Origin of the sequence: Nonomuraea rhodomycinica, from assembly GCF_013363995.1 — a bacterium.
Classification (GTDB): domain Bacteria; phylum Actinomycetota; class Actinomycetes; order Streptosporangiales; family Streptosporangiaceae; genus Nonomuraea; species Nonomuraea rhodomycinica.
In genome coordinates, this window is the sequence record NZ_JABWGO010000001.1 from 2,372,531 (window position 1) to 2,397,716 (window position 25,186).

The following is a 25,186-nucleotide window of genomic DNA, read 5'->3' on the forward strand; positions in this document are numbered from 1 at the left end:
CGGTGAAGTTTTCCATCTTCCTGAATCCGCAGATTCCAGGCTCCGGATACGCGGCTGAGGAGAACGCCAAGGCCAAGCGCCCCATCGGGCGCGACACGGAGTCGTACCAGCGGCTGCTGCACGAGGTGCGGGAGATCGCCGTCCACGCCGACCGGATCGGCTTCGACGCGCTGATGATGACCGAGCACCACTTCCACTCGGAGGGCATGGAGTTCTCGGTCAACCCGCTCATGTTCCTCACCGACCTGGCGGCCCGGACCGAGCGGATCCTGCTCGCGCCGCTCGGCATGGTGCTGCCCGCCTGGGACCCGATCAGGGCGGCCGAGGACGTGGCCCTGCTCGACCAGTTCTGCAAGGGCCGGCTGCGGCTGGGCGTGGCGCGCGGCTACCAGAACCGGTGGATGAACGTGCTCGGGCAGCGCTGGCACGCGGCGGCGGCGCGCTCCGACGGCTCGGCCTCCGACACGCGCAACTTCGACGTCTTCGGCGAGGTGCTGAAGATCATGAAGATGGCGTGGACGCAGGAGACCCTCCGCTACAAGTCGGACGTGCTGGAGTACGAGGTGCCCTACCCGTACGAGGGGATCGAGGGCTGGCCCGCCCAGGACTGGACCCGGACCTTCGGCGCGCCCGGCGAGCTCGACGACGAGGGCAGGGTGCGGGCCGTCTCGGTCTGCCCGCGTCCGTACCAGAACCCCTACCCGGAGCTGTGGCAGCCGTTCACCATCTCCGACCGCTCGGTCATCAGGGCGGCGCAGGAGGACATCCTGCCGTGGATGTTCACCCCCAACCCCGACGACCACGCCGCCAAGGCCAAGCTCTACCAGGAGGAGTCGGCCCGGCAGGGCCGCGAGTACAAGCTCGGCGAGCACACCGGCATCCTCAAGATCGTGGGCATCGCCGACACGACCGAGGAGGCCATCAACACCTTCGGCCGCAGCATCCCCAAGGACTTCGCCGCCTTCTTCGGCCCGTTCGGCTACCTGGAGGTGCTGCGCAAGAAGGAGGACGAGAAGCACAAGCCCATCTCGCCGGAGAAGGGCGACGCCAAGCGGATGAACGACGTCGAGATGGCGCTGTTCGGCACCCCGGACGACGTCAAGCGCGGCATCCAGCGGATGCTGGACCGGATGCCGGACCTGGAGTGGTTCGGCCTGTACATGCAGGGCCAGCAGGGCGTGCTGCCGCTCGACACGGTCAAGCGCAACCTGGAGCTGTTCGCCACCAAGGTCATCCCGGAGTTCCAGTGAGGTTCTGGCTGGGGGCCTCGTTCTCGGACACCGGCCAGTACCTGGAGCTGGCGCGGGCGGCCGAGCGGTGCGGGTTCGACACGCTGACGCTGTCGGACCACCTGTTCTACGCCGACTTCGCCTCGCCGTACCCCTACTCACGCTCGGGCCGGCCGCGCTGGGACGCGGACACGCACTGGCCGGACGTGTGGGTGACGATCGGCGCGATGGCCGCCGTGACCAGCACGCTGCGCTTCGCGCCGAACGTCTACATCGCCCCGGCCCGCGACCTGTTCACCGTGGCCAAGCAGGTCTCGACGGCGGCGGTGCTGTCCGGCGGCCGGGTGAGCTTCGGGGTGGGCGTCGGCTGGTGCAAGGAGGAGTTCCTGGCCACGGGGCAGGACTTCCACACGCGGGGCCGCCGGCTCGACGCGATGATCCCGGTGCTGCGCGAGCTGTGGACCGGCCGGGCCGTGACGGTGGACGGCCTGCCCGAGCTGTCGATCGCGCCCGTGCCGGACCGGCCGGTCCCGGTGATCGTCGGCGGGGACAGCGAGGCCGCGCTGCGCCGCGCCGCCCGGCTCGGCGACGGCTGGATCGGCAACCGCGTCTACACCGAGGAGCAGTTCGAGAGCGTCCTGGCTGATCTGCGGGCGTCGCTGCGCGAGCACGGGCGCGACGACGACGGCTTCGAGATCGTCGCGCCGCTGGCCGTCGCGCCGGACGCCGCGACCTACCGCCGCTTCGCCGCCAAGGGCGTCACGGGGACGATGGCGGCGCCGTGGTGGCTCGCCACGCCCGAGGAGAAGGCCCGGCACGGCGAGGGCACCCTGGAACTCAAGATCGCCACGATGGAGCGCTTCGCCGAGGAGGTCATCGCCAAGCTGTAGCCCGGCATCCGTGAGCACCGGCGGGGCGCGCCGGGCCGTCACGGCCCGGCGTCACAGGCCGAGTTCGGCCGTCGCCGAGTCCACCGAGGCGGGCGGCTCGTCGAGCGCGCCGACGCGCACCAGAGCGGCCAGCCCGAGGTACTTGCCGTACGCCGACACCGCCAGCCCGCGCGCCTCCTCGGCCGGGCGGCCCGCCTGCCGCAGGATCTCCTCCATGTACGCCAGGCGGCGGCTGCTCACCCGCCGCGCCACCTCCCCCACCAGCGGGTCGTCGGCCTCGCTGATCAGCCGGAAGGAGACGGCCGCGTCGCGGGGGTCGCCGAAGGCCCGCTCCAGCAGGGCCCGCATCCGCTCAGCGGGCTCGGGGATCCGCTCCAGCCCGGAGATGACCCGCTCGGTGTCGGCCTCCCAGCGCCTCAGTGCGGCCTCGACCAGGGCGCGGCGGTTGGCGAAGTGCCAGTAGAAGCTGCCCTTCGACACGCCGAGCCGCTGCGCGACCGGCTCGACCGCCACGGCGGACAGCCCGCCCTCCGCGAGCGCCGCCAGCGCCGCCGCCGCCCAGTCGTCCGCGGTCAACCGCGTCATCCCCGCTCCTCTCCCCGGTCCCGGCGCCCGCGAGGGGCGCTTCCGTACGGTCGCGTACAGTCCCCGCCACACGCAACCGTACGGAGGTATCGACGCCTCGCCCGAACGCGTCCGGGTACGCAAAAGGCCGCCCGGTCCCGGCGTGACGATCGGCGGGGGACGCGGAGATCGGTACGGCGCCCCTGGTCCGATACCCTCGTGGCGTGCTGGAATCCATCGCGGCCACGCGTTACGTGACGCCGCTGCGGGAGGGCGGATCGCTGCCGGGGGTCGTCGAGGCCGACGACCTGGGCACGTACGTGGTGAAGTTCCGCGAGGCCGGCCAGGGCCGGCGGGTCCTCGTCGCCGAGATCATCTGCGCGGAGCTGGCCCGGCGGCTCGGCCTGCGCACGCCCGACCTCAAGCTCATCGACCTCGACCCGCAGCTCGGCGTCCGCGAGCCGGACGAGGAGGTCCAGGACCTGCTCAAGGCCAGCTCCGGCCGCAACCTCGCGATCGACTTCCTGCCCGGGGCGCTCGGCTTCGACCCGCTCGCCTGGACGCCCGACCCCGCGTTCGCCTCCAGGGTCGTCTGGTTCGACGGGCTGATCCACAACATCGACCGGAGCTGGCGCAACCCCAACCTGCTGCTCTGGCACGGCGACATCTGGCTGATCGACCACGGCGCGGCGCTGTGGTTCCACCACAACTGGCGCACCGCCGACCCGCAGCGCCCGTTCGACGCGGGAGACCACGTGCTGGCCCCGTTCGCCACCGCCGTCGAGGCGGCCGGCGCCGAGCTGGCCGCGCGCATCACGCCCGACCTGCTGCGCACGGTCACGGCGCTGGTGCCCGACGAGTGGCTCGACGGCGAGCCGGGCTTCGCCTCCGCGCAGGACGTCCGCGACGCCTACGTCGAGCACCTGCTGAGCCGCGCGCACGGACCCCGCGCCTGGCTCACCCACGAGCCGCCGCCCGCGCGCCGGCCCGGTCCGGGGTCGGTCGGCGAGTTCTGGCGGGGAGGCGGCCGATGACCACCACGGAGCCCCTGGTGAGGGACGTCTACGAGTACGCGGTGATCCGGGTCGTGCCCCGGGTCGAGCGCGGCGAGCTGATCAACGCGGGCGTGCTCCTGTACTGCCAGCCGCGCGGCTACCTGTGCGCGCGGGTCCACCTCGACGCCGTACGGCTGCGCGCCCTCGACCCCGACGCCGACCTCGACGCCGTCGGGCGGGCCCTCGGCGCGTACGAGCTGGCCTGCGGCGAGGAGGCGGGGCCGCTGACCGGCGAGTCGCTGGGCGGCAGGTTCCGCTGGCTCACGGCGCCGCGCAGCACGATCGTGCAGGCGGGCCCGGTGCACGCCGGGCTCACCGCCGACCCCGGCACCGAGCTGGCCCGCCTCTTCGACAAGCTGGTGAGGCTCTAGAAGAGCACGGACATGAACGTGTCCACCTCGTGGAAGCCGACCTTGCGGTAGACGGCCCGGGCCGGGGTGTTGAAGTCGTTGACGTACAGGCTGACGACCGGCGCGAAGCAGGCCAGCGCCGCCTCGACGACCGCGGCCATGCCGGAGACGGCGAAGCCCTGGCCGCGCAGCTCCGGATCCACCCACACGCCCTGCACCTGGCAGGCGAACGGCGTCACCGCGCCGATCTCGGCCTTGAACACCACGCGCCCGTCCTCGATGCGGGCGTACGAGCGGCCGATGCGGATCAGCTCCGAGACCCGGGTGCGGTAGAGGGCGCCGCCGTCGCCCAGGTTGGGCGACACCCCGACCTCCTCGGTGAACATCGCCACGCAGGCCGGCAGGAGGATGTCGAACTCCTCCGGCCGCACCCGGCGCACCAGCGGGTCCGGCGGCACGGGCGACTTCTGCGAGATGGCCATGACCGGCTGCGCCCACCGGATGGCCCGCGCCCGGCCCCAGTGCGGCTCCAGCCGCTCCCACAGCAGCGAGACGGCGTCGGCCGGGCCCACGATGGACGAGCAGCGCCGTCCCTGCTTGCGCGCGCGGTCGGCGAAAGCGTGCACGGCCTCCGGGCCGGCGTTGACCGGCACCAGGTTGGCGCCGGCATAGCACAGCGAGACGAGCCCGCCACGCGGCCCGAACCCCCACATCTGCCCGCCGAGCCGGGCCTGGTTGAGGCCGACGGTCCGCACGCGGGAGGAGACGAAGACGTTCGCGACCGGGTCGCTGTCGAGCAAGGCCAGAGCCTCGTCCCGGTCGCTGTCGTCGAGCACGCGCGACGCCGATGTACGCAGCATCACATGGTCAGACTACGCGAAGGCCCACCGATTAGCTCATCCTGACAGCGCCCGGGTGAGGGATTCCTGTCCGTGGGAGCGCGGGGCGGCCATCCGGTCCACCGCGCGGGGCTCCGGCATGGCCGGGCAGACGGCGGTCCGCCGCGGCACCTTGCCCTCGCTCAGGTAGGCGGTCAGATGCCGGTCGACGCACGCGTTGCCGCTCAGGGCGACGCCGTGGTTGCCGCCGCCCTCGACGACCATCCGCGCCGTGGGGAGCCTGCGCAGCAGGTTGAGCGCCCCCTGGTACGGGGTGGCGGCGTCACCCCGCGACTGGATCATCAGGATGGGCGGCAGCCCCGCGCCGCCGCGGACGTCCACGGGCTTCCCGCCGGGCTGCGGCCAGAACGCGCAGGGGGCGTTGTACCAGGCGTTCGGCCAGGTGAGGAACGGGGCGCTGAGGTGCAACGGGGCCATGTCGGCGTGCCAGGCGGCCCAGTCGCGCGGCCACGGCGCGTCGGCGCACTGGACGCTCAGGTAGACGGCGTAGCCGTTCTCGTCCTCGGTGGTGTGGCCGCCGAGCCGGTCGTAGCCGTCGAGCAGGCCGCTCACCTCGCCCTGGCGCACGTACCGGGACCAGAGGGAGGCGAGCTGGGGCCAGAGCCGGTCGGAGTAGCCGCCGGCGCTGAAGACGTCGTCGAGCTCGCTCGGCCCGACCACGCCGCCCGCCGGGTGCTCGCGCAGCCGGGCGCGCATCGCGTACCAGGCGAACGAGGTCTGCTCCTCGGTACGGCCGAGCCGGTAGACGTCGTTGTGCCGGGCCACCCAGGCCAGGAAGTCGCGGTGCCGGCGGTCGAAGGCGACGTCCTGGTTGAGGTTGGCCCGGTACCAGACGGCGCCGGGGTCGACGGAGCTGTCGAGCACCAGGCGGCGCACCCGCTGCGGGAAGAGCGTGGCGTAGACGGCGCCGAGGTAGGTGCCGTACGAGTAGCCGAGGTAGGTGATCTTCTCCTCGCCGAGCGCGGCGCGGACGCGGTCCATGTCGCGGGCGGAGTCGGCCGTGGTCATGTGCGGCAGCAGCCACGGCCACAGGGCGGCGCACCGGTTCGCGTACTCCTGAGCCCGGCCGAGCAGGACCTGCTCCTCGGCCGCGTCACCGGGCACGGCGTCGGGGCGGGGCGCGGCGTAGTAGGTGCGGGGGTCGACGCAGTGCATGGCCGGCCGGCTGCCGCCGACGCCGCGCGGGTCGAACCCGACGATGTCGTAGCGGCCGGCCAGCTCGGCGGGCAGGGCGCCGGCGACGAACTCGGCCAGCTTGCGCCCGGATCCGCCCGGGCCGCCGGGGTTCACCAGCATGGTGCCGAGGTAGCGGCCCCCGTCGCGGGGGACGGTGGCCGGGATCCGGTTGACGGCGATCGTGAGGGACTGGCCGAGCGGCACGCTGTGGTCGACGGGGACGCGGACGGCGCCGCACTCGACCCGGGCGGCGCGCGAGGGGGTGGCCTGCCCAGGGGCCGCGGTCCGGTCTCCCGCCGGACAGGCCGCCCACGCGATCCCCGACCGGGCGCTCGCGCCCGCGGCCGTGCCCGCGGTCGTGCCCGGTGACGCGCTCGCGGGCGCCGGAGCACCGGCCGCCGCCGGGGAGCCACCGGCGCTCACCATTCCACCGGCCAGCGTCGCCACCGCCGCCACGACCCGGACGCACCGCTTCACCCGTCTCATGGCTGACGATGCTGCCGGGCCGCGGCCGGGCGGGACCGCCGCATGGACGAACCCTTGCCATGCTGTAACGAGCCGATGGCGTACCGTAACGAAAGCCCGGTCAGGCCGCGGCGGCTCCGGCGGGCGCACCGGACGCCCGCGCACGCCGCCCGGGAGGCGGGTCAGCCGACGGTGACCTGCGGGCCCGTGGCGTCGTCGTCGAGATCGACCTCCACGCCCATCTCCTCGGCCAGGCGAAGCGCCTCCTCGATGAGCGTCTCGACGATCTGCGACTCCGGCACGGTCTTGATGACCTCGCCCTTGACGAAGATCTGGCCCTTGCCGTTGCCGGAGGCCACCCCCAGGTCGGCCTCGCGCGCCTCACCGGGGCCGTTGACCACGCAGCCCATGACGGCGACGCGCAGCGGCACCTTCATCCCCTCAAGCCCGGCCTGCACCTGCTCGGCCAGCGTGTAGACGTCGACCTGGGCGCGCCCGCACGACGGGCAGGAGACGATCTCCAGGCCGCGCTCGCGCAGCCCGAGCGACTCCAGGATCTGGTTGCCGACCTTGACCTCCTCGACCGGCGGCGCCGACAGCGAGACGCGGATCGTGTCGCCGATGCCCTCGGCCAGCAGCGCGCCGAACGCGACGGCCGACTTGATCGTGCCCTGGAAGGCGGGGCCCGCCTCGGTGACGCCCAGGTGCAGCGGGTAGTCGCACCTGGCCGCCAGCAGCCGGTAGGCGTTGATCATGACGACGGGGTCGTTGTGCTTGACCGAGATCTTGATGTCGCGGAAACCGTGCTCCTCGAACAGCGAGCACTCCCACAGCGCCGACTCCACCAGCGCCTCCGGAGTGGCCTTGCCGTACTTCTGGAGCAGCCGCGGGTCGAGCGAGCCGGCGTTGACGCCGATGCGGATGGGCACGCCGTGGTCGGCCGCCGCCTTGGCGATCTCGCCCACCTTGTCGTCGAACTTCTTGATGTTGCCCGGGTTGACCCGCACCGCCGCGCAGCCCGCCTCGATGGCGGCGAAGACGTACTTGGGCTGGAAGTGGATGTCGGCGATCACCGGGATCTTCGACTTGCGGGCGATGATCGGCAGGGCGTCGGCGTCGTCCTGGGACGGCACGGCCACGCGGACGATCTGGCAGCCGGCGGCCGTCAGCTCGGCGATCTGCTGCAGGGTGGAGTTGACGTCGGCGGTGACCGTGGTGGTCATCGACTGCACGGAGACGGGCGCGTCACCCCCGACGAGCACGTCGCCGACCCTGATCTGGCGGGAGTGGCGGCGTTCGGCGAGCGGCTTGGGGCGGACCGTCGGTATGCCGAGTGCTACAGAAGACATTTCTACCCTTAGGTGTCGAAGACGATTCCAGTCTAGGAAGTCAGCGGGACTGCCCTGCCGCGAGCTCCGCCGCCCGGGCCCGGGCCCAGGCGTCGGCGGCCAGCACCTCCTCCACGGAGCCGGCCGGGGTGACCTCGTGCTCCGCCACGACCCGGGCGACCGTGTCGACGATGGCCAGGAACGGCAGCCCGCCGCCCAGGAACGCCTCCAGGCACGCCTCGTTGGCGGCGTTGTAGACGGCGGGCGCCGTGCCGCCGGCCTCGCCGACGTGGCGGGCCAGCGCGACGGCGGGGAACGCCTCGTCGTCGAGCGGCTCGAAGGTCCAGGTGTGGGCCTTGGTCCAGTCGACGGGGAAGGCCGCGCCCGCCAGGCGGCCGGGGTGGCCGAGGGCGAGCGCGATGGGCAGCCGCATGTCCGGCGGGCTGGCCTGGGCGATGGTGGAGCCGTCGACGTACTCCACCATGGAGTGGATGATCGACTGGGGGTGGACCACGACGTCGATCCGGTCGAACCCGAGGTCGAACAGCAGGTGCGCCTCGATGACCTCCAGCCCCTTGTTGACCAGGGTGGCCGAGTTGACGGTGATCATCGGTCCCATCGACCAGGTCGGGTGGGCCAGCGCCATCTCGGGCGTCACGTCGGCCATCTCGGCGCGCGTGCGGCCCCGGAACGGCCCGCCGCTGGCCGTGATGACCAGCTTCCTGACCGCGTCGGGGTCGTGGCCGTGCGGGCCGGCCGCCCACAGGCACTGCTGCACCGCCGAGTGCTCGGAGTCGACGGGGACGATCTGGCCCGGCTTGGCCAGCCGCTTGACCAGCGGGCCGCCGACGATCAGCGACTCCTTGTTGGCCAGCGCGAGCGTGCGGCCCGCCTCCAGGGCGACCAGCGTGGAGGTGAGGCCGAGCGCGCCGGTGATGCCGTTGAGCACGATGTCGCACCGCCACCCGGCCACCTCGGCGACGCCGTCCGGGCCGCCGAGCACCACGGGCGCGGCGCCGAGGGCGGCCAGCGCCTCCTTCAGCTCCGGCACGCGGGCGGCGTCGGCCACCGCGACCACCTCGGCGCCCAGCTCGGCGGCCTGCCGGGCGAGCAGGTCGACCCGGCCGCCACCGGCCGCCAGCCCGGCGACCCGGAACCTGCCGGGGTTGGCGGTGACGACGTCGATCGCCTGGGTGCCGATCGAGCCGGTGGAGCCGAGCACGACGACGGAGCGGAGGGTCTCTGCATGCACGCGTCCATTCTCCCCGGTCTCCGGCTCGCCCGGGCACGCGGTCGTGACCGGCCCGAAATCCGCGCCTTTTGTGACGCCCAGTGCCGTGCGCGGTTCGGGGGGTAATCGCGCTATATCCGTCTGCGCATAGCTTGAGAAAAACCCGATATCCCGCACGTACCTCCCATCGGCAGATCCGGTTTCGGGAGGTACGTAATGCACCGCAGAGTCCCCCTGTTCTCCGCCGTCACGCGCCGCGGACTCGCCCCGCTCTCCGCCGTCACGCTCGTCATGACGGCCGTGACGGCCCTGGCCGCCGCCGGGCCCGCCCAGGCCGGAGCGCGGTCCGGCCCGAGCGCCGCCGGCGAGCCGGGGCCGGTCCGGTGGTCGGCCACCGACTCCTCGTCGGAGCGCACGTCCGTCCTGCGGTACTGGACGTCGCAGCGCATGCTGGCGGCGCGGCCGTACGACACGCCGACGCCCCGGCGCGCCACCGGCTTCGACCAGCCGACTCAGGGCACCCCCTGGGCGACCCGCGGCGCCTCGGCCGCCCTTCCCCGGCGGGCCCCGCTGCGGGTCACGACCGTCGCCGCCCGCCGGCCGGCGGAGGTGCTCGCCAACAGCACCGGCCTGCGCTGGGTCGACGGCGGCGCCGTCGTGCGCACCGTCGGGCGCGTGTTCTTCACCACCGCCCGCGGCGGCAACGCCTCCTGCTCCGGCACGGCGGTGACCAGCGCGAACAAGAGCGTCGTGATGACCGCCGGGCACTGCGTGAAGATGGGCGGCGCCTTTCACCGCAACTGGGTGTTCGTCCCGGGGTTCGACAACGGCCGGCGGCCCTTCGGCACGTGGGTGGCCACCCGGCTGCTGACCACCGCGCAGTGGAACGCCCGCGAGGACATCAACTTCGACGTCGGCGCCGCCGTGGTAGCGCCGCTCCAGGGCCGCACGCTGGTGGACGCGGTCGGCGGGCAGGGCGTCGCGTTCAACCAGCCCCGGCAGCGGCAGACGTTCGCCCTGGGCTATCCGGCGGCGGCGCCGTTCGACGGCTCGGCGCTGATCTACTGCAGCGGACGTTCCTTCAACGACACGGTCATGACCCAGGACCAGGGACTCGCCTGCCGGATGACCGGGGGCTCCAGCGGCGGCCCGTGGTTCCGGGGCTTCGACGGGGCGACCGGGCTCGGCTGGCTGAACTCCGTCAACAGCTTCAAGTACAACTTCGCGCCGAACGTCATGATGGGCCCGTTCTTCGGCAACGAGGCCCAAGCCCTTTACCAGGCGGCGCAGACCACCAACGCACTGTGAAGCTTTTCACCGGATGTAGTCACGAGAGCACATGACGTAGTGCACACTCGGATCTCATGACCCTGAGCTCCCCACTGCTGGCGGCCGTTCCGCTCGTCGCGGGGCTGATGGGGCCCGCCCTCATCGGCGCGACGCCGGAGCCCGCCCGCCATCCCGGTCGTCCCCCCGCCGCCCCCGCGCCCTCCCCCGCCGGGACGCCGTCACCGGCCCGCACCCCGTCGGCGGCCCGCGCGGGGGCCCGCCCCGGCGCCGTCGTGGAACACGTGGCCGCCCGCCGGCCCGCCGACCACGCGCGCGTGCTCGGCTACTGGACGCGGGAGCGGATGGCCCGCGCCCTGCCGATCGACCTGCTCGACGGCGTGTCCCGGGGCGGGCTGCTGGGCGGTGTGACGGGCCGGTCGGGCCTGACCACCGCCCCGGGCCTGTCCCACGGCGCCCTGAAACTCCTCCCCCGGCCCCGCGCCGGGGCCGCCGAGCAGCAGCCCCGCGCCGGGGCGGCCGAGCAGCGGCCGCACGCGGGGGCGGTGGAGCGCCGCCACCAGTCGGCCCGGCCGCAGTTCATCACGGCCGGGTCGCGCTGGACCACCGGCGGCGCCGTGACCCGCACGACCGGCCGGGTCTTCATGACCCTGCGCGGCGTCGACTTCGTCTGCTCGGCGGGCACCGTGCGCAGCGCCAACCGCGACGTCGTCGTCACCGCCGGCCACTGCGTCAAGGACGGCACCGGCGCGTGGGCCGAGAACTGGACGTTCGTCCCCGGCTACCGCGAGGGCGGCGCCGAGCCGTACGGCCGGTACGCGGCGCGGCGCATGTTCGTCGCCGGGCCGTGGTCGCGCTCGGCCGACGACGACTACGACGTGGGCATGGTGGCGCTGACCACGTGGGCCGACCGGCACGTCGCCGACGCCGTGGGCGCCCAGGAGATCGCCTTCAACACGGGGCGCGGCGGCCAGGCGTTCGGCTTCGGCTACCCGGCCGACCCGCCGTACACCGGCGAGCACCTCGTCTACTGCGCCGGCAAGCTGCGCGACGACCCGCACGGCCAGACCCGCGACCAGGGGCTCGGCTGCGACATGACGGCCGGGTCGAGCGGCGGCCCGTGGCTGTCCGGCTTCGACCACGCCACCGGCTGGGGCACGATGACGTCGCTGAGCAGCTTCAAGTACAGCGACGACCGCCGCACCATGTACGGCCCGTACTTCGGCGACACCATCAAGACCCTCTACACCGCCGCCGAACGCGCCTGACGCAACACGGCCGAAACACGGCACCGCTACCTTCTCGGGCATGAAGGTCACCCGTCCGCCCGCCCACGATCCCGTCGTCCAGGAGCTGTGCGCCGAGCAGCAGGCCGAGCTGGCGTTCCGGCAGCGGGACGTCGTGGACGACACCCCCAAGCACCTCGACCCGCGCATCGCGTTCGTCCTCCTGTGGTCCGGGCGGGAAGGCGTGGGCGGGCAGGCCGTGGGGTGCGCCGGGCTTCAGCCGCTGGAGCCCGGCGTCGGCGAGGTCAAGCGCATGTACGTCCGGCCGGCGGCCCGCGGCCGGGGCCTGTCGCGCCGCCTGCTGACGGAGGTCGAGGCGATGGCCGGCGAGCGCGGCATCCACACGCTGCGGCTGGAGACCGGCCGGCTGTTCACCGAGGCGATCGGCCTCTACACCGCCGCCGGCTACGTCCGCATCCCGCGTTTCGGTCCGTACGCCGGCTGCGCGGAGAGCGTCTGCTTCGAGAAGCGGCTGGGCGCGCCTCAGGACGCCGCCACGCTCGGGGCGTAGGGGCGGCGGCGCAGCCAGTACGCCAGGACCCCGGCGCCGAGCAGCACCCCCCACAGCGGGTACGGCCACAGCAGCAGCAGGAAGAGCTGGTCCCTCTCGACCGCGTCGGCCACCAGTCCGGGCGAGGCCACGCAGCAGGCGCCCGCGACGACGCCGCCCGCGATCACGGGCAGCCGCACGGGCACCGGACGCCCGTGGACGACCGGCATCCACCGCGGGAACACCTCGCCCCACCTGCTGATGAGGCCCAGCGTCAGCACCGCGCCGCCCAGGGCGCCGAAGGCGATGGCCAGCCCGTGCAGCCTCAGGCCGGGGTCCAGGGGGCCCGTCAGCTCGGAGTCGGTGGGCCACGGCGTCAGCCAGGTGAGCCGGTACAGCGCGTACGGGAGCGGGCACAGCGCCGCCCCGATCGTGGCCGCCCGCCCCCAGCGCAGCACGGTGGCGGGCCGGGTCCAGGCGGGCAGCGTCCCGCTCCGGTACGCCTTCGCCGTGATCAGCACCCAGACGAGGCAGGCGACGCAGTCGGCGAGCGTCCAGCTCACACGGCCGGCGTAGTCGTACATGGACTCGGCGATCCTGACCGCGGCCAGCCAGGGCGGGAACCCGGCCGCCGTGCTCGCGGCCACCCCGCCCGCCAGGACCGCCAGGCCCGCCCACGCCCACGGCCTGCGGCGCGCGCAGCCCATCACCAGGACGCCCACCAAGGCGACCGGCCCCAGCACGGCCAGCCCGTACCCGAACAGCGACATGATCCCGGCGTCCGACATCACGACGCCGAAGAACACGACCTGCGCGATCGCGCCGGCCCTGAGCGCCCGTCCCGAGGCGAACGCCGTGGCCAGCCCCGCCAGCCCGGCGAGCAGCGTCATCGCACCGCCCACGTCGTGCTCGAACAGGTGCGACAGCGACACCGTCACCCGGTCGCGGGCCCCGAAGGGGTAGCTCTCGGGGACGGCCCACCACAGCGCGCCGACGGCGGCCACGGCGAGCGACAGCACCGCCCCGGCGATCCGATCTCTTCTCGTCACGCCGTTCACGCTAGGAACGGGTTCCGCTCGCCGCCTCCCCCCGATGGGGGAGTCGGGGCCGGCGCGGCGAGGCTAGCATCGGCCCATGTGAGAGGTCACGTCGTCCGAGCCCTCGCCGCCGGGGCCCATCAGGTGCTGGGGGCGGCGCTGCTGACCCCGGCCGCCGCGGTGCTCGGCCTGGTGCTCCTCACCGAGGTGACGCCCGCCCGGGTGCTCGCGCTGTGGGCCGCGTGCCTGCCCGTCGCGGTGCTGCTCGCCATGACGCCGCTGGTACGGCGCATCGAGGTCGCCGCGCTGTCGGAGCTGCTCGGCGTGGACGTGCCGGCGCGGGCCGACCGGCTCTACCTGATCGCTCTGACGAGCCTGCACCTGTACGGCGGCGCGACGCTGAGCGCGGGCGTGCTGCTGCTGGCGCCGGGGCTGACCCGGCTCGGCGACCCGGGCCTGTGGCGGGCGGCGCCCGGTGAGGCGGCGCAGGTGGTGCTGCTGGCGCTCGCCGTGGTGGCCGCGCTGGTCGCGGCCGGGCTGGGCCAGCGCTGGGCGGCGCGCCGGCTGCTGGCCGGGGAGCCGTCCCGGGCGCTGGAGCGGCTCGGCCGCCGCCAGAGCCTCGCGCTGGAGCTGCACGACTCCGTGGGCCACGCGCTGAGCGTCGTGCTGGTCCAGGCCATGGCCGCGCAGGCGGCACTCCAGAAGGCCGCGCAGGCGGCACTCCAGAAGGACCCGCAGGCGGCGTTGCGGAATCCCGGGGAGGTTTCGCGGTCGCTGGTCCATCTGGACCAGCTGGCCGACACCGCCCGCGCCGCCCAGCAGGAGCTCGACGTGCTGCTGCGGGTGCTGGACGACGGCGACGCCGCCGACGCCCCCACGCTGGACGCCCTGTCCACGCTGACCCGCGGCCTGGACGTGCGGGTGAGCACGGGACGCCTCGACCGGGTGCCGGCGGCCACCTCGCGCGCCGCGTACGCGATCGCCCGGGAGGCCCTGACGAACGCCCTGCGCCACGGGCACGGCCCGATCACGCTCGACGTCCGCGTGGCGGAGGACCTGGTCCTGACCGTGGAGAACGCGACCGGCCCTCAGGAGGCGGTCAGGGAGGGGCGCGGGCTGACCGGCATGCGGATGCGCGCCCGCCTGGCCGGCGGGACGTGCGTCGGAGGGGAGGCGGACGGGCGATGGCGCGTCCAGGCGACACTCCCCCTGTGAACCGGCCCGCCGCGGACCGGCCCGCCGCTGACCGGGTGGCTCCGGTCCGGGTCGTGCTGGCCGACGACGAGCGCCTCATCAGGTCCGGATGGGCGGCGATGCTGTCCGTCCACGACGGCCTGGAGGTCGTGGGCCAGGCCGCGGACGGTGTCGAGGCGGTCGAGGCGGGCACGGGCGCCGACGTCGTGCTGATGGACGTGCGCATGCCGCGCCTCGACGGCCTGTCCGCCACCCGCGAGCTGACCCGCCGCTCGCCCGCGACGCGGGTCGTCGTTGTCACCACGTTCGAGAGCGACCAGCTCGTCTGGGGCGCCCTGCGGGCCGGAGCCGCCGGCTTCGTCCTCAAGCGCGCCCCGGCGGCCGAGCTGGTGGAGGCGATCCGCCTGGTGCACGGGCGCGACGCCGTGCTCTTCCCGGACGCGCTGCGCCGCCTGGCCTCCCCCCACCAGGGCTCGGCCACGCGGCGCCTGCCCGTGGAGCCCACGCCGCGCGAGCTGGAGGTGCTGCGGCACGTGACGCTCGGACGGACCAACGCGGAGATCGCCGAGGCGCTGCACGTCTCGCGGGAGACGGTCAAGACGCACGTCGGCAACGTGCTGGCCAAGCTCGGGGCGCGCGACCGCACCCACGCGGCCGTCCTCGCGTACGAGCTGGGCCTGGTCTTCGCCGGCGTGGAGCCGTGGTGACCGGCCCTCGGAGATCAGTGGTCCAAGCCGGTCGGGCCTGCGTCGTCCCCGGCGTGGGGAAGTGAGGTGGCGATGGGGAGGCTCTGCGTGAACGCGCTCAGCGGTCCGACCTGTCCACGGCTCTCGGGCGGCACCAGTCGCACCCGGTCGTCCCGAGGGCCTCGGTACAGCTTGACGATGTGATCCCAGGCGCCCTCGCGCTTCGACGGAATGAGGGTGACGACGCGGACCTGGCTCTCCCATTCCTCTTTCGCGCACTGGGATTTCCACAGGTAGAAATATCGCTCCCACTCCGTGGGAGCGTCCTCCCTGCCGGGCAGCAGATCGCTGGCGAAGACCCTGTCGGCGGTCGTCACCGCGAGCACGAGAAGGTTGGCGGTGTAGTAGGCGTATCGTCGCGCCGGGTTGCTCGGCTGCGGACGGTAATGCGGTGGCGACATGTCGCTCCGGTCGTCCAGTTCATGGAACAGCCGCGCGACGACCGCGTGCCAGGGCTTCGCATCGCTCCTTCGCGCCAACTGCCAGAGGAACTCCACCACCGGGGCGTACGACGATAAGGCGGCCCACGAGAGGAGTGCCCGCAAGAGCGTGTCGTCCAGAGTGCTGATCAGCCTTCCGGGAGGGCGACGGGCCATCTCGTCCAGGAGGCCGGCGACGAGCCGGGCGATGAGGAACTCCCCGAAGGTCGCGTGGACGAACTCGTACGCCTTGAGCCGGTCCGCGTTGCGAACCGCCTGGACCTCGTGCAGGAAGAAGAAGCTGCCGAAGATCCGCTCGCCGTCGGACAGTGGCGTCTCGAAGCTGCGCGCCGACGGCTGCGCCCGGCCCAGCGCCAGGAAGTCGTCGGTGACCTGTTCCGCCGTGACCCACCGGCTGCGCCGGTTGAACATCGAGAAGGCGACGAAAGCCAGCCTTTCCAGCCATTCCTCCACGCGCGTGTCGAGTTGGTCGGCCGGGTGGGCCTTGGCCAGTTCCCTCCTGGCGAAGCTGATCATCAGTTGTTCGTACAGTTCGGTCTGGCCGAACGAGGACATCGCCCGGTCCAGGGGATTCCCGTCGGCGTCATAGACCGCCAGCATGAGCAGGAGCAGGGGCTGTCCGGCCAGGTCCGGATGTGCGAGCGCGCGTTCGGGGGCGAACGACTGCACCTTCTGACGGACGAAGTACGACGCGTTGACCGTGTTCCACACCTCCAGCCAGCGGCGGATCTGCACGTCGTCGAAGGGTTCCAGCCGTACCATCACGGTTCCGAGCTGGGGCGCGGCGAAATGAGCGACGGCGGTGCGCGAGGTGACGATCACGGCGACGGCGCTCCCCAGTTCCCCCTCCCGTTCCTGGAAGCGGGCCACCTTGGCCAGATAGTCGCTTCGCTTGACGCCGGTGGCCTGGAGCAACTCGTCGAACCCGTCGAGAATGACGACGGGCAGCCTGCCGCCGAGCGACCTGACCAGCGAAGGCCAGGACAGCATCTCCCCGGTGGCCTGCTGGATCGCCTTCTCGATCTGCTCCTGGATGCTGTCGCTCGCCGACACCTCACGCAGCGGCACACGGATCGGCAGGAACGCCGACGGCAGTCGCGCGCCCAGCACTTTCGTGAGCACCGATTTTCCCGCGCCTGGCTGTCCCAGGACGATGAGCGGCACGCGGCTCGCCCTGGACTGGGTGAGGAACGCCGCGAGGAAGGCGGGCAGGTCGTCGCGTTGTTCCTTTCCTTCCCACCAGCTCTCCACCCCGGGGTTGTCGCCGTGCTCGATCTCGCCCGCGCGAAACCGCTGCGAGATGTACGCCTCTTCGAGCGTCGGCAGCCTCAGGCCGACGGGCATGTCGCCCAGCTCCGCCACCGGACGTCGCAGCGCCGCCTTGTGAACGTTCCGCAACGCCTGGAGTCGGTCGGTCGGCGCCTGACCGCTCGCGATGGTCGACAGGAGGCACTCCAGACCGGCCAGGCTCGCCCGGGTCGCCTGGTGATCCACCATCCCGGTCCAGAAGCCGAACTCCTGGACGTCCTGGGCCAGCCGCCGATAGGCGTCTTCGTACCTGGCGACGGCGCAGGACGGAAGCATGCGCAGAGCGGCGCAGGCCCTGTCGCGCTGCTGGGCAGTCAACCGGTCCCAGCCCGCGAGCTCCGGAAGGATCTTCAGCAGGTGACGCGCGCCGGCCTGATAGAAGGAGCCGATCTTCTTCTTGGTCACCTCGTACGGCGAGTGCGGCGAGGGACAGGGTGGCGTCCGCAGATCGTCGAGCGCTTCCTGAGCATCACTTCGCGCCTGAACCCGGTTGCGCCGGTCCTGCTCCGTCATCTCTCTCTTGATCAGGCGAAGATCGCCGACCAGGGACGACAGGTCGAGGTCGTCGACAGCCTCGAAGAGGGCGGTGTACACGAGAACGGTGTGCGCGGCCTCGATCCGCTCGGTCCGGCTGCGCCACGCGTCACCCGCCCGCCATTCACTCCACCGGCCGAGCAGGTCGCCGCCCACCTTGACGAGCTCGTTCTTGGCCTCGATGAGATCCCACAACCCCAGGGTGCCCGCACTCAGCAGCGTGTCGAGCTCCTTGACGACCGGAGCCGTGCCCCCCAGCAAGCGCACAGCGTCGCTGTAGCGATACTCACGGTTCATGTCGGGATTATGGCCCGACGGACACCTCCATGCGGGCCATTCGCGTCATCCCTTGAGATCACATGCGATGCCGGATTTACAGCGACAGCCCGGTGATCACCATGACCTTCTCGTAGGTGAGGTCGCGCATCGCCGAGCCCAGGCCCTCGCGGCCGATGCCGGAGTCCTTCACGCCGCCGTACGGCATCTGGTCGGCCCGGTACGACGGCACGTCGCCGATGATGACGCCGCCGACCTCCAGCTCCCGGTTGGCCCGGAAGGCCGCGTCCAGCGAGCGCGTGAACACGCCGGCCTGCAGGCCGTAGGCCGAGTCGTTGACCATGGCGTACGCCTCGTCCATCGACGCGGCGCGCTGCAGGATCATGACGGGCCCGAAGACCTCCTCGCGCGCCACCTTGGCGTCGGCGGGCACGTCGGTGAGGACCGTCGGCGTGATCGTGGCGCCCTCGCGGACGCCGCCGGCGAGCACGCGGGCGCCGCTCTCCACGGCCTCCTTGATCCACTGCTCGACCCGCTCGGCCGCCGCCTCCGACACCAGCGGACCGACCTGGGTCTTGTCGTCGGCCGGGTCGCCCGTGACCAGCGCGCCGACCGCCGGGAGCAGCCGCTCGACGAACGCGTCGTAGACGGGCTCCTCGACGATGACCCGCTGCACGGCGATGCAGCTCTGGCCGGCCTGGTAGTTGGAGTAGAGGGCGACGCGGGTGGCCGCCCAGTCGAGGTCGGCGTCGGCCAGCACCACGGCCGCGGCGTTGCCGCCCAGCTCCAGCGTCACGTGCTTGCGCGGCACCTGGTCGGCGATCGCGTAGCCGACGGGCGCCGAACCGGTGAACGACACCACGGGCAGCCGCGGGTCCTGGACCAGCGCGCCGGCGCGCTCGTTCTCGACCGGCAGGATCGAGAACATCCCGGCGGGCAGGTCGGTCTCGGCGAGGATCTCGCCGAGCAGCAGCGAGGTGAGCGGCGTGGCCGGGGCGGGCTTGACGATCACGGGCGCGCCGACGGCGATGGCCGGGGCCACCTTGTGGGCGACGAGGTTCAGCGGGAAGTTGAACGGGGTGATCGCCAGGACCGGCCCGTACGGCACGCGCGAGACGTAGGCCAGGCGGCCGACGGCGGCGGGCTCGGTGTCGAGCCGCTGCACCTCGCCCGACCAGCGGCGAGTCTCCTCGGCGGCGAAGCGGAACGTCGCGACGGCCCGGCCGACCTCGCCCCGCGCCCACAGGATGGGCTTGCCGTTCTCGGCGGTGATCAGCCGGGCGATCTCCTCGGCCCGCTCGGCGAGGCGGCGCGACACGTGGGCCAGGGCCTCCGCGCGCACGTGCACGGGCAGTGCGGCGGCCTGCCCGGCCACCCGCGCGGCGGCCGCGACGGCCTCCTCGACCTGGGCGTCGGTCGGCACGGAGTGCCTGCCGACCTCGCGCCCGTCGAGGGGATTGGTGACGATGAGCTCGGTGTCGCCGGTGGCGGGGCGTCCAGCGAGCCAGAAGGTGCGCACGTCCATAGCTCCGACGTTATGCCACCTGGGGCGACGGCGAAGGTGGCCGGGGCGCACAAAGCCCCGCCGGCGGCACGCCGCTCCGTACAAGCCCGCCACTCTGTACAAGCCCGCCACTCCGGGCAGGCCCGCCGCTCCGGGCAGGCCGCCGCTCAACGGGACAGCCGGAGCCATCGGGCCAGATCCTCGATCTCCCGGTCGATCGCCGCGGCCATGTCCTCGGTGAACGGGACGTCCTGGTGGATCGCGTTGACCCGCAGCACCCCGGCCTTGCGGTCGGCGGTGGCGTCCAGCTTGCCCACCAGCCGGTCCCCGTACAGGATCGGCAGCGCGAAGTACCCCCATCTGCGCTTGGCCACCGGCTTGTACATCTCCAGCTGGTAGTCGAACCCGAACAGCTCCACGGTGCGCCGGCGGTCGTGGACCAGCCGGTCGAAGGGGGACAGCAGCGCCGCCCGCCCGGTGAACGGCCCGTCCAGCAGCGCCGGATCGACCCGCCACTCGCCCTTGACGCCCTCGACCACGGCCGGTTCGCCAGCCTCCCCCACGTCGGCCGGCTCCACCGGGAACTGCGTCGTCCGCGCCCGGGCGATGCCGAGGGCCCGCAGCCGCCGCTCGTCACGCAGCCGCCGCGCCTCCTCGACGGGGACCGCCGGCTCGTCGGGGTAGACGCGTTCGGCCAGGTCCCACAGCCGGTCGTTGCCGCGACGCCCGGCGACGGCGACCTCCCCGAGGACGACCATGCACTCCAGCATCTGGGTGACGTTGCGGTTGTCGGTCCACCCGGTGGACTTCCACGGCACCGCGCAGGTGTCCGGCAGCTCGCGGGAGGGCAGCGGCCCGGCGGAGCCCAGCCGGTCGAGGATGTCGCGACGGCAGGCGTCGTTGACGCGCACCCACTCCCGCCAGGGGCGTCCCGGGTCGGGCCGCAGGGCCATCTCGGCGCGGTAGAGCGCCAGATCCTCGCAGGGCCGGACGAAGGCCCGCAGTTCGAGCAGCTTCCGCTCCTCCAGCGCGGAGACCAGCTCCTCCCGGCTGTAGGAGGAGCCGAGCCGGCTCCACACCACCAGGTCGGCGTTGGGGGCGATGGCGGCGGTCGGGTCGATCTGCAGCAGCGTCAGACGGCGCACGAGATCGAGCAGCGCGGTCGGCCGCGAACCGTCCAGGAGCTGGGCGCGCACGGCGACACGACGGGCGTCGGCCGGGGAGAGCCGGTGAGGGGTCATGATCCCCATTGTGGCGAGCTCTGCGAGCCCGGCCGCGTCAGGCGGAAGACCTTCATCGGCGACCCGCCCCCAGACCCCGACCGACCCTCTCCTTTACCCACCATGTAACAGAAGTAGACCTAATTCGGGATGTTTACCATGCGGAGCGGTTTGAACGAAGCCCGCCCTGGCTAAGTCAACGTGTGCGGGTCTCCCAGCGCGGCGGGCCCCCGAGCAGAAAGGCGTGGGCCCATGACCTCCTCGGCGCCGCTTGGACTTCAGGGCGCCTACCTGTTGGGCGAACGGGCGAGCCACGACGAGCTGCGTTCCCGGCTCCTGGACGTCGCCGTCAACCTGCTCGTGAGCGACGGCCCGGAGAGCCTGACCATGCGCAGGATCGCCAGCGAGGCCGGCTGCACCACCACCGTCATCTACACGATGTTCGGCAACCGGGAGGGGCTCGCCGAGGCCCTCTACCTGGAGGGCTTCGAACGCTTCCGGCGGTTCCTGGAGGCCGTGCCGCAGCGCGACAACCCCTTCGAGTACCTGTCCGCGCTCGGCCCCGCCTACCGGCAGGCATGCCTGGCCGAGCCCGGCTACTACAGCCTCATGTTCGAGCGGGCCATCCCCGGCTTCGAACCCAGCGAGCGCGCCCGCACCCTGGCCCGCGCCGCGCTGAACATCCTCGACCGGGTCATCGCCGACTGCATCTCCGCCGGCTACCTCGTCCCCACGCAGCCCCGCAAGATCGCCGACGCGCTCTGGGCGGCGGCCCAGGGGGCCATCAGCCTCGAACGGGCCGGCCACCTGCGCGACGCCCGCACCTACGAGGCGGTCACCACGGCGACCATCTGCTGCTACCTGGTGTCCAAGCAGTGAGTCCCGCGGGTTCGCCCCGGCCCAGCGGTTGAGCCGGCACACCATTTCTCCCGGCCCGGCCGCCGGACGGGCCGGTTCCTGTGGTGGTTCGCCTCCGACCAGGCGCCCGGCCTGCCGAAGCGCCTGACGGCGGGGTCGCCGCCCCGCTGCTCGGCCACGGCGGCGGCGAGGGGGGCACATGCTCCCGCAGGCGGTGCCACCGGACAAGGGCAGGACGACTGGGCGTCCGATGGCTGAGCGTCGGATGACTGATATCCGGGGTGCGGCGTCTCAGGTGGGCGGTTCGCGGCCGTCCGGGCGGGCGCCGGTCGCCGGGTCGGTGGCCGCCAGCGCGATCCACAGCTCCGCCCGCACCCCCGGATCGTCCAGATCCCGGCCGAGCAGTTCGGCCACGCGCCGCATCCGGTAGCGCAGCGTGTGCCGGTGGACGCCGAGCCGCTGCGCCGCCGCGTCCCAGTGGCCGTTGCAGCTCAGGTACGCGCGCAGCGACTCCACGAGGTCGGCCCGCGAGCCGTACCGCGTGAGGGGGGCCAGCAGCGCCCCGGCGAACGCCCGCGCGGCGGCCGGGTCGAGCAGCCTCAGCAGGCCCTGCCCGGCCAGGTCGCCGAACCGCACCACCCGCCTCTCGCCCCGCTCGCCGGCCGCCGCCGCGAGCGCGCGCCCGGCCTGGTCGAGGGCGCCGGTCAGCTCACCGTACGAGCACGGGACGCTCGCGCCCACCGGGCCGCCGGCGAGCGCCGCCACCTGGTCGGCGGCCCGCTCCCCCACGACGGCCACCACCACGCCCCCGCTTCGCGCCGGCGCACCGGCCAGCGCCGCCCCGCTCCCCTCGGCGGTGACGCCGGATACGAGATCGCGCGGGGACTCGGGGAGGAGCACCGTGAAGGCGTGCGGCTCGAGCGCCTCCAGGGCGTCGTCCGGGGCGGCCAGCACGACCAGCGGCTCCTCGGGCAGCCGCCCGCCGACCGGCTCCAGCACCGCGCGCGCCCGTTCCGGCGCTCCCGCGAGCAGCAGCTCCAGGACGGACGAGCGCAGCCGCCGTTCCGCCTCCAGCCGGGCCCCGCCCTGCTCCAGGGCCAGCGTGAGCAGCGAACCGGCGGCGTTCAGGACCGTGTGGCCCACCGGCGAGAACGGCTGCGCCGAGCCGGCGGCGAAGAACCCGCGCGGTCGCGGCCCGCCGCCGAGCGGCAGCACCACCATGTGCCCGGCGGGCCCCGACCACGCCAGGCTCGCGGGCCGCCCCGCCTGCCCGGCGGCGGGCCCCGCGCCGGGCCGACCCGCCTGCCCGGCGGCCGGCCCCGCGCCGGGCCGACCCACCGGCCCGGCGGCGGGTCCCGTGGCGGGGTGGCCGGGCAGGGCGCCGAGGCGGGTGAGCTCCGCCACCACCGTGCCGACCTGCGCGCCCGGCGAGGCGTGGCGGACCTCTCCGGTCTCGTCCAGCAGCGCCGCCCACCCGCCGATCTCCTTGGCCAGGCGGTCCACCACCGCGCGGGGCCCCTCCGGTCGCAGGGCGGCGCGCGTCAGCCGGCCCTGCGCCGCGAAGGCGTTCTTGATCTCGTCGTACTGCTCGGCCGCCAGCAGCTCGCTGACCGCCTTGCCGATCGCGATGAACGGGACCTCGCGCGGCACCTCCAGCAGCGGCAGGCCGGCGTCCGCCGCCGCCTGGACGAGGCCGGGGGGCACGTCCTCGTGCGTGAGGCCCACCGCGAAGCCGAGCCCCGCCACCCCCCGCGCCACCAACCGGGCGACATATCCGGAAAAATCGGATTCCAGGCGCATCCCGGTGGTGAGGAGCAGCTCCTCCCCCTCCAGGTACGGCGTCGGGTCCTCCAGCTCGCTGACCGCGACCCAGCGCACCACCACGCCCTCGACCGACCCGGCGAGCGGCCGCAGCCCCATCCGCCGCACCACGACCCGAAGCGAAGGCGCCATCCCTGAGAGTTGTCCATTCCGGCGAAGAAACGTGGCACCAGTGTGCCATATCGACATATCGGCGCAGGTGGAGGCGGGGCTTAACGTCGGAGCTATGAGCATCCCGCAGGAGCGCCGTCTCGTCACCGCCATCCCCGGACCCAGGTCGCAGGAGCTGCTGGCCCGCAAGCAGGCCGCCGTGCCCGGCGGCATCGGCACCACCCTGCCGGTCTTCGTGACCCGCGCGGGCGGCGGCGTGGTCGAGGACGCCGACGGCAACAGGTTGATCGACTTCGGCTCCGGCATCGCCGTCACCAACGTGGGCAACGCCGCCCCGCGCGTGGTCGAGCGGGTCCAGAAGCAGGTCGCCGACTTCACCCACACCTGCTTCATGGTCACGCCGTACGAGTCGTACGTGCAGGTCTGCGAGAAGCTCAACGAGCTGACCCCCGGCGACCACGACAAGCGCACCTTCCTCGTCAACAGCGGCGCCGAGGCCGTCGAGAACGCTGTCAAGGTCGCCAGGTACGCCACCGGGCGGCAGGCGGTCGTGGTGTTCGACCACGGCTACCACGGGCGCACCCTGCTCACGATGACGCTCACGGCCAAGAACATGCCCTACAAGCAGGGCTTCGGCCCGTACGCGCCCGAGGTGTACCGGGTGCCGCTGGCCTATCCGTTCCGCTGGCCCACCGGCCCCGAGAACTGCGCCGAGGAGGCCGCCGCCCAGGCCATCGACATGATCACCAAGCAGATCGGCGCGACCAACGTGGCGGCCGTGGTGATCGAGCCGATCGCCGGCGAGGGCGGCTTCATCGAGCCGGCCCGGGGCTTCCTGCCGAGGATCGCGGAGTTCTGCCGCGAGAACGGCATCGTGTTCGTGGCCGACGAGGTGCAGACCGGCTTCGCGCGCACGGGCGACCTGTTCGCCTGCGAGCACGAGGGCGTCGTGCCCGACATCATCACCACGGCCAAGGGCATCGCGGGCGGCCTGCCGCTGGCGGCGGTGACCGGCCGCGCCGAGCTCATGGACAAGGTCCACCCGGGCGGCCTGGGCGGCACGTACGGCGGCAACCCGCTGGCCTGCGAGGCGGCGCTCGGCGTGCTGGAGACCATCACCGAGGAGGACCTGGTCGCCAAGGCCCGGCGGATCGGCGAGATCATGCTCCCCCGCCTCGACGCGATGCGCGAGCGCTTCGAGGTGATCGGCGACGTGCGCGGGCGCGGCGCGATGATCGCGATCGAGCTGGTCAAGCCCGGCACCAAGGAGCCCGACCCGGCGGCCGTCGCCGAGGTGGTCCGGCGCTGCCACGCGGACGGCCTGCTGGTGCTCACCGCCGGGACCTACGGCAACGTGCTGCGGTTCCTGCCGCCGCTGGTGATCCCCGAGCACCTGCTGGAGGAGGGCCTCGGCATCCTGGAGAAGGCGTTCGCCGCGCTCTAGGCCCTTTACAAAGTATGAATAGGTAAAAAGCGGGCATCCGGCTTGTGGCTGGATGCCCGTTTTTATGCGCTTAAGGGAGGCCGGGTGGGTAGAGAATTCACTCTGGCTTGACGTCCAGCTAGACGATCACAAGAGCGGTCGGGGTTATAACGGATCCGGTGCACGGGTGCGCGATCACCTCGGGGGGCGTGATGAACTGGGGCCCGACAGGAACGGCGCATGACATGTTGACGTTCGACCCTGACGATCTGAGCTGGGCGCAGCGCGAGGGCGATGCCTGCGCCGTCTGCCACAAGCGGTGGCCGAGGCCGCGCGTGCGCGTGGGCCGCCTGCCCGACGACTCGGCCGTGCTGGCGTGCGCCGACTGCGCCGAGGCCCTGCTGCCCGCCCCCCTCGGCACCGTCCTCGCCTTCCCGGCCCGCTGACCCTCCCTTCCTGCCTGC

22 protein-coding genes are annotated in these 25,186 nt (G+C 73.1%); 12 read left to right on the forward strand and 10 right to left on the reverse strand.

What is annotated here, in order from left to right:
• Window positions 1-2 precede the first annotated feature (2 nt).
• Together HT134_RS10870 and HT134_RS10875 are read left to right on the forward strand one after the other, a co-directional pair.
• Complete coding sequence (locus tag HT134_RS10870) at window positions 3-1,250, forward strand: LLM class flavin-dependent oxidoreductase (protein ID WP_175599985.1); 1,248 nt, start codon at window positions 3-5, stop codon at window positions 1,248-1,250.
• Entirely contained in the window at window positions 1,247-2,119 is an 873-nt protein-coding gene (locus tag HT134_RS10875) for a TIGR03619 family F420-dependent LLM class oxidoreductase (protein ID WP_175599986.1), read from the forward strand. Before HT134_RS10870 ends, HT134_RS10875 begins: the two co-directional genes overlap by 4 nt.
• A gap of 51 nt (window positions 2,120-2,170) precedes the next feature.
• Here the strand turns inward: HT134_RS10875 and HT134_RS10880 are convergent, their stop codons facing one another.
• Window positions 2,171-2,704 carry a TetR/AcrR family transcriptional regulator gene (locus HT134_RS10880; RefSeq protein WP_175599987.1) on the reverse strand — a complete coding sequence of 178 codons (534 nt, stop codon included), beginning with the start codon at window positions 2,702-2,704 and terminating at the stop codon, window positions 2,171-2,173.
• Between the two features lie 203 nt (window positions 2,705-2,907).
• Between HT134_RS10880 and HT134_RS10885 the strand changes: the two genes are divergently transcribed.
• Together HT134_RS10885 and HT134_RS10890 are read left to right on the forward strand one after the other, a co-directional pair.
• Window positions 2,908-3,717, forward strand: a complete 810-nt coding sequence (locus HT134_RS10885) for a HipA family kinase (RefSeq protein WP_175599988.1) — start codon at window positions 2,908-2,910, stop codon at window positions 3,715-3,717.
• Window positions 3,714-4,109: a DUF3037 domain-containing protein gene (locus HT134_RS10890; protein ID WP_175599989.1), complete on the forward strand. Its 396-nt coding sequence runs from the start codon at window positions 3,714-3,716 to the stop codon at window positions 4,107-4,109. Before HT134_RS10885 ends, HT134_RS10890 begins: the two co-directional genes overlap by 4 nt.
• On the opposite strand, the gene HT134_RS10895 is transcribed toward HT134_RS10890, so the two are convergent.
• The 4 genes from HT134_RS10895 to dxr form a co-directional block, all read right to left on the reverse strand.
• The gene (locus HT134_RS10895) at window positions 4,106-4,948 is read right to left on the reverse strand and encodes a GNAT family N-acetyltransferase (RefSeq protein ID WP_175600292.1); all 843 of its coding nucleotides are present in this window, start codon (window positions 4,946-4,948) and stop codon (window positions 4,106-4,108) included. The two genes, HT134_RS10890 and HT134_RS10895, sit on opposite strands and share 4 nt — an antisense overlap.
• A gap of 36 nt (window positions 4,949-4,984) precedes the next feature.
• Window positions 4,985-6,649, reverse strand: coding sequence for an alpha/beta hydrolase (locus HT134_RS10900; RefSeq protein WP_175599990.1), 1,665 nt, complete (start codon window positions 6,647-6,649; stop codon window positions 4,985-4,987).
• A gap of 161 nt (window positions 6,650-6,810) precedes the next feature.
• The gene (gene ispG, locus HT134_RS10905; protein WP_175599991.1) at window positions 6,811-7,977 is read right to left on the reverse strand and encodes a flavodoxin-dependent (E)-4-hydroxy-3-methylbut-2-enyl-diphosphate synthase; all 1,167 of its coding nucleotides are present in this window, start codon (window positions 7,975-7,977) and stop codon (window positions 6,811-6,813) included.
• 40 nt (window positions 7,978-8,017) lie between these two features.
• The gene (dxr, locus tag HT134_RS10910; RefSeq protein WP_175599992.1) at window positions 8,018-9,208 is read right to left on the reverse strand and encodes a 1-deoxy-D-xylulose-5-phosphate reductoisomerase; all 1,191 of its coding nucleotides are present in this window, start codon (window positions 9,206-9,208) and stop codon (window positions 8,018-8,020) included.
• Between the two features lie 195 nt (window positions 9,209-9,403).
• Between dxr and HT134_RS10915 the strand changes: the two genes are divergently transcribed.
• Genes HT134_RS10915 through HT134_RS10925 form a run of 3 tightly spaced genes read left to right on the forward strand, consistent with a single transcriptional unit; the run spans window position 9,404 to window position 12,271 of the window.
• Window positions 9,404-10,495 (forward strand): trypsin-like serine peptidase, encoded by a 1,092-nt coding sequence (locus HT134_RS10915; protein WP_217707274.1) that lies wholly within the window; start codon window positions 9,404-9,406, stop codon window positions 10,493-10,495.
• Between the two features lie 56 nt (window positions 10,496-10,551).
• Entirely contained in the window at window positions 10,552-11,742 is a 1,191-nt protein-coding gene (locus HT134_RS10920; RefSeq protein WP_217707275.1) for a trypsin-like serine peptidase, read from the forward strand.
• Between the two features lie 40 nt (window positions 11,743-11,782).
• Window positions 11,783-12,271, forward strand: coding sequence for a GNAT family N-acetyltransferase (locus HT134_RS10925; protein ID WP_175599993.1), 489 nt, complete (start codon window positions 11,783-11,785; stop codon window positions 12,269-12,271).
• Here the strand turns inward: HT134_RS10925 and HT134_RS46860 are convergent.
• On the reverse strand, window positions 12,244-13,299 hold the full coding sequence (locus HT134_RS46860) for a hypothetical protein (RefSeq protein WP_175599994.1): 1,056 nt from the start codon (window positions 13,297-13,299) through the stop codon (window positions 12,244-12,246). The genes HT134_RS10925 and HT134_RS46860 overlap by 28 nt on opposite strands.
• An 87-nt stretch (window positions 13,300-13,386) precedes the next feature.
• On the opposite strand from HT134_RS46860, the gene HT134_RS10935 reads away from it, so the two are divergent.
• Window positions 13,387-14,502, forward strand: a complete 1,116-nt coding sequence (locus HT134_RS10935; protein ID WP_175599995.1) for a sensor histidine kinase — start codon at window positions 13,387-13,389, stop codon at window positions 14,500-14,502.
• A complete protein-coding gene (locus tag HT134_RS10940; RefSeq protein WP_312888069.1) occupies window positions 14,499-15,188 on the forward strand; it encodes a response regulator transcription factor in 690 nt (229 codons plus the stop codon). The genes HT134_RS10935 and HT134_RS10940 overlap by 4 nt, the downstream gene beginning before the upstream one ends.
• Window positions 15,189-15,202: 14 nt before the next feature.
• Here HT134_RS10940 and HT134_RS10945 read toward each other — a convergent pair whose 3' ends face one another.
• From HT134_RS10945 to HT134_RS10955, 3 genes are all read right to left on the reverse strand, one after another.
• Window positions 15,203-17,806: an NACHT domain-containing protein gene (locus tag HT134_RS10945; protein ID WP_175599997.1), complete on the reverse strand. Its 2,604-nt coding sequence runs from the start codon at window positions 17,804-17,806 to the stop codon at window positions 15,203-15,205.
• Between the two features lie 76 nt (window positions 17,807-17,882).
• Window positions 17,883-19,310, reverse strand: a complete 1,428-nt coding sequence (locus HT134_RS10950; protein WP_175599998.1) for an aldehyde dehydrogenase family protein — start codon at window positions 19,308-19,310, stop codon at window positions 17,883-17,885.
• A 146-nt stretch (window positions 19,311-19,456) separates the two neighbouring features.
• Window positions 19,457-20,530, reverse strand: a complete 1,074-nt coding sequence (locus HT134_RS10955; protein WP_175599999.1) for a DNA glycosylase AlkZ-like family protein — start codon at window positions 20,528-20,530, stop codon at window positions 19,457-19,459.
• Window positions 20,531-20,761: 231 nt separating this feature from the next.
• Here HT134_RS10955 and HT134_RS10960 point away from each other — a divergent pair, with 231 nt between their 5' ends.
• On the forward strand, window positions 20,762-21,388 hold the full coding sequence (locus HT134_RS10960) for a TetR/AcrR family transcriptional regulator (protein ID WP_175595743.1): 627 nt from the start codon (window positions 20,762-20,764) through the stop codon (window positions 21,386-21,388).
• A 270-nt stretch (window positions 21,389-21,658) separates the two neighbouring features.
• Here HT134_RS10960 and HT134_RS10965 read toward each other — a convergent pair whose 3' ends face one another.
• Entirely contained in the window at window positions 21,659-23,320 is a 1,662-nt protein-coding gene (locus tag HT134_RS10965) for a PucR family transcriptional regulator (RefSeq protein WP_175600000.1), read from the reverse strand.
• Between the two features lie 94 nt (window positions 23,321-23,414).
• Here HT134_RS10965 and gabT point away from each other — a divergent pair, with 94 nt between their 5' ends.
• Together gabT and HT134_RS10975 are read left to right on the forward strand one after the other, a co-directional pair.
• Complete coding sequence (gene gabT / locus HT134_RS10970) at window positions 23,415-24,743, forward strand: 4-aminobutyrate--2-oxoglutarate transaminase (RefSeq protein ID WP_175600001.1); 1,329 nt, start codon at window positions 23,415-23,417, stop codon at window positions 24,741-24,743.
• Between the two features lie 224 nt (window positions 24,744-24,967).
• Window positions 24,968-25,168 (forward strand): hypothetical protein, encoded by a 201-nt coding sequence (locus HT134_RS10975; RefSeq protein WP_175595739.1) that lies wholly within the window; start codon window positions 24,968-24,970, stop codon window positions 25,166-25,168.
• The last annotated feature ends 18 nt before the right edge of the window (window positions 25,169-25,186 follow it).